Below are 373 nucleotides of genomic sequence, written 5' to 3'. Positions count from 1 at the left end.
GAATCTTCTGAGAATTCAATAGCAGCAACAGTTTCGCTTTGGTCCACGTCTCCAGTAGAAACACTCACAACAATAATGGCGTCGTTATCTTCTGTGGTTTCTGAATCTTCATAACGAATAAAGCCTTCGTTATCATCCAGTATGAGCTCCGCGTTACTTACCACTTCATCGCCGTCGGCATCTCGCACCAAATAATCAATATCATCGACGATCTTAGGATCGGCAGGATTGGTCGTTACATTGGGATTCGTGGTTAGTTGATAGCTACCATCAGGTGAAAGGGTAAATTGGCCGTATACGCTACCACTGTCAAAATCGTTGATTAGATCAATGGTTATTGGAGTATCAGCATCCACAAAGGTGTAGGTAGTAC

Annotated in this window: 1 protein-coding gene; it reads right to left on the bottom strand. The window is 43.2% G+C overall.

The features are described 5' to 3' along the window. The coding region (locus AB4512_RS25390; protein WP_372176231.1) for a hypothetical protein at positions 1-373 on the bottom strand (373 nt) is incomplete at both ends.

The organism is Vibrio sp. 10N.222.52.B7 (assembly GCF_041474275.1).
GTDB lineage: Bacteria > Pseudomonadota > Gammaproteobacteria > Enterobacterales > Vibrionaceae > Vibrio > Vibrio crassostreae_C.
This window is presented reverse-complemented; position numbering and strand designations above follow the sequence as displayed.